Origin of the sequence: Dokdonella sp. (genome assembly GCF_049593775.1) — a bacterium.
In the GTDB taxonomy this organism is placed as follows: Bacteria; Pseudomonadota; Gammaproteobacteria; order Xanthomonadales; family Rhodanobacteraceae; genus Dokdonella.
In genome coordinates, this window is the sequence record NZ_JBAWHJ010000119.1 from 1 (window position 1) to 7,602 (window position 7,602).

Genomic DNA, 7,602 nt, shown 5'->3' on the forward strand with positions numbered 1-7,602 from the left:
CTACAGTGCCGTGGAGCGCCAGCCGAGTCCTATGCAAACCATCAAGAAATCATCAAATCTGCATCAGAGCATTGATATTTCGCGGATTTCTACCTGAAAACACAAACGTACCCGTGAACTCGGGCCAGGCTCCGACCGCGCCCTTTGGGCGCTCGCCGGAGCGCCAGAATCCTGGGTTCACAACAACGCATCACCGGAATTTGCCAATGACAGCCTCCGCTGTCGGGCGGATATGCCGGGCTGCCGGCCAATTCCTGACATGTGTGCTCCAACCCGGTCGAGGTGACGCGGGAGTGCGGTTGTGTGGTTTCGCATTGGGATAAAATGTCCGCCAGTCTCCAAGTCCCCATGGCCCATCCGGAGTTTCACTCGTGATCAAGACTCTCAAGCACCCCTGTTTCCTGCTGGTTGCAGTTGCCGCTTCGCTGGCAGGCTGTGGAAGCTCTGACAACCCGGCGTCAGCATCGGGTGCTGCGTCACCGAATGCGATCTCCGAACCGATGCCGGTGTCGACGCCCGCGCCCGCGACGGTCGAGGTCGTTTCCAGGGAGCGTGTGCTGAGGGCGATGAGGTGTCAGATCGTACTCAGTCAGAGCATCGGTGTGGCAATGGCAAATGCCGATACCGGGCTTCCGCCCGATCTTGTTTCACGCCTGAAAGTCAGTGCCGTCGCTCGATGGCAGGATTTCACCGAGGCGCATGCCGAAGCTGCGGGGGTGCAGGCAAGTGACCGGGCCGAGATCGTGGTTCAATCCAACTCATTGTCGTCGACCGATGAAGATCGTCAGCGCACGATCGATATCGTTCGCGACTGCCTCGATAGCCAGCCCTGAGATATAGCGACAACGATCAGGCCGGGCTGGATTGCACCCCGTAGCGGTTCCAATTCAGCCTGCATGCTGGCTGCACACATTCAGTGCGCGAACGCTATCATTGCGGCCATGAGCAAAGCGGTCGCAACTCGTGTCCTTGTCGTGGGTGGTGGTTTCGCCGGGCTCTGGGCTACGCGTGCTCTGGCGGCCGATCCGGTCGAGATCACTCTGGTCGAACGCAGCAATCATCATCTGTTTCAGCCGTTGCTCTACCAGGTAGCTACGGCCGGTCTTTCGGCCCCGGACATCGCTGCGCCGCTGCGTCATATCCTGCGCACGCAAGCCAATGTCACGGTGTTGATGCAGGACGTTGTCACCATCGACAAGGGCGCGCGCTGCATTGTTCTGGCCGATGGAAGCAGCCTGGACTACGACCTGCTGATACTGGCGAGTGGGGTCGGCCATTCCTATTTCGGACATGACGACTGGGCCGCGCATGCGCCGGGTCTGAAGACGCTCAACGATGCCTTGTCCATACGGCGCAAGTTGCTACTGGCCTTCGAGCGGGCAGAACTCGAAAGCGATGCCATTGCCCGTCGCGCCTGGCTCAATTTCGTCATTGTCGGTGGCGGGCCTACCGGGGTCGAGCTGGCCGGCACGCTTGCGGAGATTGCCCGGCATACCTTGCGCCGCGAGTTTCGCCGGATAGATCCCGCCGACGCGAAAATCCTCCTGATCGAAGCGGGATCGCGCGTGCTGTCGAATTTTCCCGAATCGCTGTCAATCAACGCAACGCAGCATTTGCAACGCCTCGGCGTCGAAGTACGCACCAGTTCGCCGGTTTCGAGCATCGACGGTGACGGCGTGTCCTTGCCCGACGGGAAGCTCAATGCACGCACCGTGCTGTGGGCCGCTGGAATTGCTGCATCACCCCTGGGTGCGGCCCTGGGTGTGCCGTTGGACAGGGCCGGGCGGGTGGTAGTCGCCGAGGACCTCAGCGTGCCCGGTCATCCGGAGATTTTCGTCGCCGGGGACCTTGCTGCGATTGCGCAGCAAGGCAAGCCGGTGCCGGGTGTGGCACCGGCTGCGAAACAGATGGGCACGCATGTCGCCAGAGTGATCCGAGCCCGCAGCAGGGGGGTGGCATCACCCGCGTTTCACTATCGCGATTTCGGCAATCTCGCCACGATTGGGCGCAGTGCAGCTGTGGTTGACCTGGGCCATTTGAAATTCTCCGGGCGGTTCGCCTGGTGGTTCTGGCTGCTCGCGCATGTGTTCTTCCTGATCGGGTTTCGCAATCGCATTCTGGTGCTGATCAACTGGGCCTGGTCCTACTGGACCTATCAGCGACATGCGCGAATCGTGGTGGGTGATGTGGATGCTTCCCGGTCGGGGAAGGCGCAGTAGTTCTTGATTCTTGCAGCGGTTGCAGTCGGAATCGACTTGATTGCTGCCCCGAATGGAGAGTCTGTCCAAATTCACCTTCCTCATCCGACTATCAGATGAGGGGCGCTTCGCGACCTTCGAATATTCCCAATTCCAAAGGAGATTCACCATGCAATTCCTCGCCTTAATCTACAGTGTCGAAGGTGCTGACGACGTCGATATTCCCACCTTGTTGACACAATACGAGGCATTCGGCGAAGACGCCGGCGCCGCTGGGGTGCTGGTTGGCGGCAACGCCTTGCAGCCTGTATCCACCGCGTCTTCGGTTCGCGTTCGCAACGGCAAGGCGCAGACTACTGACGGTCCGTTCGCCGAAACCAAGGAGCAACTTGGCGGCTATTACCTGCTCGAGTGCAAGGATCTTGATGAGGCATTGCATTGGGCCTCCAGGATTCCCACTGCACGCTATGGCTCGATCGAAGTCAGGCCAGTCATGACATTCGATTGAATGGAGCAGAACCGCGAGGGCCTGGCGCGGATTTTCCGCGCCGAGTCCGGACACATCCTTGCGGCCCTGATGATGCACACCAGGGATATCGATCAGGCCGAGGATGCATTGGCCGACGGCTTGCTGCAGGCAACCCGTCGCTGGGCCGATGAGGGCATGCCCGCCAATCCGGCGGGCTGGCTCTTCATGGTGGCCAGGCGCCGGCTGATCGACAGCTTCCGCAAGGAATCCTTGCGCAATTCGGAAGTTTTCCACCAGGCTATCCAAGATGTCATGTTCAATCAGGATCCATTCGACATTCCGGGTGCCGACGAGGCGATTCCGGATGAGCGGCTGCGCCTGATCTTCACCTGTTGCCATCCAGCGCTTGCCGAGGATGCGCGTGTACCGCTGACGTTGAAGACGCTATGTGGATTGAGCGTGCGCGAGATTGCCCGGGCGTTCCTGGTATCGGAAGCGGCCATGAACCAGCGGTTGACGCGAGCCAAGCGCAAGATCCTCAAGGCCGGCATCGCCTATGCCGTACCTGAAGGCGAAGCGTTGTCCGAACGCCTGCCGTCCGTCTTGTCGGTGATCTATCTGATTTACAACGAATCCTTCAACGCATTCGAAGGACAGACCCTGAGTCGGCAGGATCTCGCTGAAGAGTCCATTCGCCTCGCGCGCCTACTCGATGAGCTGCTGCCGCGCCCTGAAGTGGAGGGCTTGTTGGCACTGCTGCTGCTCAATCATTCGCGCAGTGCGGCGCGCAGTTCTGCCGAGAAGTCATTCATTCCGTTGGAGCTGCAGGACCGGGCGCGCTGGGACCGGAGCCTGATCCGCGAAGGCACGCAACGCGTGCTCAATGCCTTGGCCAAGGGCGAACCGGACCCGTACCAGATCCAGGCCGCCATCAGTGCCTTGCATGCAATGGCGCCGGATTGGGGATCCACCGATTGGGTACAGATCCAGGGCCTCTACGCCTCGCTGCAGAAGCTCAACCCATCACCCGTGGTGGCGTTGAACCGGGCCATGGCGTTTGCCTATGGAGGGGATGCGGATACAGCCGCCAGACAACTCCAGCCACTGGCCAAGGCACTGGCTGACTACCAACCCTTCCACGTCGCTTGCGCGGAACTGGCCGCGCGAACAGGTCGACGCCAAGCAGCACTCGATCATTACGCCACTGCCATGACGCTGACGAAGAACAGTGCGGAGCGGGACTTCCTGATCGGCAAGCGTGATCTGCTGATGCGGGGTGGGTAGCAGGCCGAAATGGGGTGGGGCACGTTTTCCCGTTGCAGCACTTCAATCAAGACCAATCCTCGAAAATGAGGCAGCCCTGCTGCGCCCGACAGAACCACGACCTGGTCTTCCGCCCATTTCAAAAGCGCGCGCAGAACGCACAAGTATCCGGCCTCTCCGAGCACGCCGGAAGCTTGAGTGTAAAATGTGCGGATCAGCGACGTCCCATCCAGATCGACGTCGCAGCCCGGATGCCCTTGCTGGTGACGGAAGCAGAGAAGCATTCCGCTGTGTTGTCCTTCAAACCTGTTTCAGAAGATCCGGGTGCCGGTCGAAAACCTGGGTGCGCCAATCCGCTTGCGTGCGGTCGATCTCATCGACAGAAAGGTTGGGAAGATAGCCGTATGAGCAGTTTCGTCCCCTCTCTTTCGCCAGATACAGGGCGCGGTCGGCAACGCCGATAACGAAGTCCATGCTGAACAATTCGGCACGTTCACGATAGAAGGGATAGGTGGTCCACCCCACCGACGCCGTCGGATCGAGCAGTACACCACTTTCCAGCTCGACGGTAGTCTGCTTCATTTCCTCCACGATGTGCCTGGCAAGTTCTTCGCCCTCTTCGCGATGCCGGTTCATGGCTAGATAGATGAATTCCTCGCCACCGAAACGGAATATGAGGTCATCTTGCCGTTTCATGCCCTGCAGGCGTTGTGCGACTGCCTTGAGGACAATGTCGCCGGCAGCATGTCCGTGGTGATCGTTGATGCGCTTGAAATGATCGAGATCGATCGCACAGACAATGACATCGACCGGGTCCCCGGATCTGGCGCGCATTGCGTTCTGGGCGATTGCGGGAGCCTGGTCGCGAACCCATTCACCGAAGCGGTGCCGATTCCAGAGTCCGGTCAGGGGATCCGTCGCTGCCGCATGCTGCAGGGCTTCTGTCTTGAACGCCACCAATCGCTCCAACTCCGCACTGCGCGTACGAAGTGCGCGAACGCGCAGTTGAACGGCTATGACGAGCAGGGCCAACCCCGCCAGCCAGAATGCGATGACGGTCGAGGTGCGTCGGTACCATGGCGCAATCACGGTGATCGGGACCGAGGCGATGCCGCCTTGCGTGCCTGCGACGTCCCGCGCCTCCACTTCGAAGAGCAGGTTTCCGGCCGGGAGATTGGTGAAATCACGTCGGACCTCGTTGCTCCACTTGCTCCACACCTCGCTTCCGTCTACATGACGAATGCGTGATCGGTAGTTGTTGATCTCTGGTGCCCGGTAGCTTGGAAGGGCAAAACTGAAGCGCATGCTGTCGCCCTCGGCAAGGTTCAGTGAGGGCAGCATCCCGTGACCAGAATAGAGAACACGCTCGCCACTGGATATCTCGCGAATCAGTACCTGCAGTGTTTTCGGCGTGGGGAGATTGACCGAAGGATTGACGCGCACGACACCGGAGTCGGTTGCGAGCCAGACGATACCCGTCTTGTCCATCATGATGTCGCGAATATTGCCAAGCCCCGCAATGCCATCGAACACGCTTGGCTGTTTGGAGTAGATGCCTGACACGCCTCTGGAGAGAAGTCTGAGTCTGCCGGATGGGCCTGCAACCAGAAGTTCGTTCGCGTTCAACGGGAGGAATTGCTTGACCGGGCCGGTCTGGTCGAAATCGATTCTGGAGCTGGGTTCGAAGCGTCCGTTTGAAAAATGATGGAACCCGGTCAGGCTGCCGACATGCACCTCACCGCCGATGAGCTTCAGCATGAGTTCGCCTGCGGGCACACCGTCGCCCTCATCGAATTCGACCAGCTGAGCATCAGCCAGGGCATCACTGCCTGGCTTTGGCACCACGCGCGCGACCCGGCTCAAGTTGGATGACAGCCATATACTTCCGTCCGAATCCTGGGTGATGCCGAGCACGTCGAAACTCACATCGCTGCGCATCTCGTTTTCGACCCAGTGCGCGTCGATTTTCTGGATGCGTGCCAGGCCGAAACGCAATCCTACGAGCGCCTCGTTCGGGCGCTCCGGGGTGACGAAATACGTAAAGACATCCCGTTTCGGCAGGAGCAGGATACGGCCGTCACTATTCCGTATTCCGTCGCTTGTCAGCACGAGGATGTCGCCATCATGGCTCGCTACTTGATGGATCCATGAATTGTTCGGCGTCATTCGTTCGAAGGCCGAGGTGCGTTCGTCATTCTTGAGCAAGGTAAGGCTCTTGCTGGTGTAGGCGATGATGCCGAGACTGTCTTCGATCACGCCAGCAGGCGACTCGTATATGCCCTGTGATTCCTGAAACAGTGATACACGTGAGGGCCAGTCGATTCGCGTTATCGCATTGCTCCATGCAACCCAGATACCGCCCTCATCATCGACGTGGATAGCTTGAGCGCCGGGCAAGGCTCCGAACTGACTGGCCTGAAACCGGGCAACTTCGTTCCAGGCTTTGTCCAGGATCACGAGGTCGCCGTTGACAAAGGGCAATCCGGTGGCTCCGTCCTCCAGCGCACCTGCCATACCCAGATACCCATGCAGTGCGTCGGCGTCGCCAAGGCTGACAGGAGTCGGGTCGTGATCGAGGTCGACCCATGTCGCTATTTCAAAAGGATCATGCGAGATTCCGGCCAGCCCCCTGGAGCCGAAGGGCATCAGCATCGCAAGTCGCCGTTCGGCGTAGAACTCACCGCCCTTGACGAGCTCCAGGCTGCGCCCGGAAATCCGCATGAGGCCCAAGTGCTCATCTCGTACATAGAGCTCGCCACCGATGGCGAACAATCGGCCGAACCCGTTTTCTGCTGGCAGAACGAACATCCCCCGGGAATCCTTGCAAAGCAACTTGCGTTCTGAGCGCACGCACCAGCTTCCAGTGCCGGACGCGAATTCCCAGATATGCCCTAGCCCGACGAGTCCACCCGGAACATCACCCGCCAGATCCTTGACGCGCACCTCGTGACCTTCGCTGGACAGGGCAAGCAGGAATTCGGAGCCGCCGACAATGATGTCGCCATCATCGGTGATGCCCAGCGCGGTCACGAAACGCGCATCCGGCAAGGGCAGGCGAGCCCACTTGATCCCGTCAAACTCCAGAACGCCGACGCCATCTGCGACGTACACCAATCCGTCCTTGCCCTGGACAATGCTTCGAAACGGCGGCGCGGCGTATTGATCGTCGGCAATGATCTCCTTGAAGCTCCAGGTTTTCGATTGCGGCATCGGCGACTGGCCAAGCGCCGTCGCCGATGCCAGGAGAAGTCCAGTCGCAAGGAGGATGGCCGCGTTGATCTTGTGCACTTCCATGAAGGGCGCTCAGCAGCCAAGGGTGCCAGTCCGGGCAGGCTGAGGCAATGTGCCAGACCCTGGCAGCTCGGGAATAGGCGCAGCAAATACGCAAGGTACTGGATTCACGAGGTTTTTCGCGGCTATGCCTGCTGCGGGTCCTGTCGACGGACGGGCAAAAACTGGCGCGGATTCAAGGGGCAAGCGAGGGCATGTGTAATTCTTGAATAATTTTCTACAACCCATGCTTGACTTGGCCGTAGCGTGGTTCTAGCTTGATGCGGCGTGTAAAACGCAAATCCCGTACACACCCAAGCGACCAAGGAAACCTCAGATGAATCAGGAACCCCAGGACAAGCTGGAAGTATCAACGGATGTCGTAGATCAACTCAACGACAT

General features: G+C 59.5%; 5 protein-coding genes. 4 read left to right on the plus strand and 1 reads right to left on the minus strand.

The features are described 5' to 3' along the window. Window positions 1-371: 371 nt before the first annotated feature. The 4 genes from WBP53_RS03900 (at window position 372) to WBP53_RS03915 (ending at window position 3,951) form a co-directional block, all read left to right on the plus strand. Window positions 372-833, plus strand: coding sequence for a hypothetical protein (locus WBP53_RS03900; RefSeq protein WP_423926135.1), 462 nt, complete (start codon window positions 372-374; stop codon window positions 831-833). A gap of 108 nt (window positions 834-941) precedes the next feature. Further along, window positions 942-2,219 (plus strand): NAD(P)/FAD-dependent oxidoreductase, encoded by a 1,278-nt coding sequence (locus WBP53_RS03905; RefSeq protein ID WP_423926137.1) that lies wholly within the window; start codon window positions 942-944, stop codon window positions 2,217-2,219. 148 nt (window positions 2,220-2,367) lie between these two features. After that, on the plus strand, window positions 2,368-2,706 hold the full coding sequence (locus WBP53_RS03910) for a YciI family protein (protein WP_423926139.1): 339 nt from the start codon (window positions 2,368-2,370) through the stop codon (window positions 2,704-2,706). Further along, window positions 2,707-3,951, plus strand: coding sequence for an RNA polymerase sigma factor (locus tag WBP53_RS03915; RefSeq protein ID WP_423926141.1), 1,245 nt, complete (start codon window positions 2,707-2,709; stop codon window positions 3,949-3,951). Between the two features lie 279 nt (window positions 3,952-4,230). On the opposite strand, the gene WBP53_RS03920 is transcribed toward WBP53_RS03915, so the two are convergent. After that, window positions 4,231-7,224 (minus strand): diguanylate cyclase, encoded by a 2,994-nt coding sequence (locus WBP53_RS03920; protein ID WP_423926143.1) that lies wholly within the window; start codon window positions 7,222-7,224, stop codon window positions 4,231-4,233. Window positions 7,225-7,602 lie beyond the last annotated feature (378 nt).

Excerpts from the sequence above, each read along its gene's own strand:
- WBP53_RS03905 (WP_423926137.1), top strand. The coding sequence starts at position 942 with ATGAGCAAAGCGGTCGCAACTCGTGTCCTTGTCGTGGGTGGTGGTTTC.
- WBP53_RS03910 (WP_423926139.1), top strand. The coding sequence starts at position 2,368 with ATGCAATTCCTCGCCTTAATCTACAGTGTCGAAGGTGCTGACGACGTC.
- WBP53_RS03915 (WP_423926141.1), top strand. The coding sequence starts at position 2,707 with ATGGAGCAGAACCGCGAGGGCCTGGCGCGGATTTTCCGCGCCGAGTCC.
- WBP53_RS03920 (WP_423926143.1), bottom strand. The coding sequence starts at position 7,224 with ATGGAAGTGCACAAGATCAACGCGGCCATCCTCCTTGCGACTGGACTT.